Genomic DNA, 697 nt, shown 5'->3' with positions numbered 1-697 from the left:
CCACCGCCAGCTCAGGGAGTAAATCCCGTCACCAGAAATGGCCCTCCTTCTCCCGAAGTTACGGAGGTATTTTGCCGAGTTCCTTCACCACAGTTATCTCGATCGCCTTAGTATTCTCTACCTGACCACCTGTGTCGGTTTGGGGTACGGGCCGTGTACCAACTCACTAGAGGCTTTTCTCGGCAGCATAGGATCACTGAATTCACCTCAAACGGCTACGCATCACCTCTCAGGCACATGTCTGGCGGATTTGCCTACCAGACGCCCTACAGGCTTACACCCGGTAATCCACCACCGGGCCCAGCTACCTTCCTGCGTCACCCCATCGCTTGACTACTACAACCAGGATCCCGTGCATCCCTCTTGGGTCTCCCGAAGGAGATCCCGCCAGTTCAGGACGGTTAGCACAGTTGATTCGCCATTGGGCGCGGATACACGGGTACGGGAATATCAACCCGTTGTCCATCGACTACGCCTGTCGGCCTCGCCTTAGGTCCCGACTCACCCTGGGCGGATTAACCTGGCCCAGGAACCCTTGGTCATCCGGCGGACGAGTTTCTCACTCGTCTTTCGCTACTCATGCCTGCATTCTCACTCCCACAGCCTCCACACCTGGATCACTCCGGCGCTTCCCTGGCTGCAGGACGCTCCCCTACCCAGCCCAACCACTGGCCCGAAGGCGATGTTGATGTTGGAC

At 58.0% G+C, this 697-nt stretch carries 1 rRNA gene; it reads right to left on the bottom strand.

Annotated elements, in window-relative coordinates:
• Positions 1-697 (bottom strand): 23S ribosomal RNA (locus ON41_RS40155); the annotation flags it as partial.

It is taken from the genome of Nocardia transvalensis NBRC 15921, assembly GCF_000308875.1.
Lineage (GTDB): Bacteria > Actinomycetota > Actinomycetes > Mycobacteriales > Mycobacteriaceae > Nocardia > Nocardia transvalensis.
Note: the sequence above shows the minus strand (reverse complement) of the source record. Positions and strands in the feature narration are given on the sequence as shown.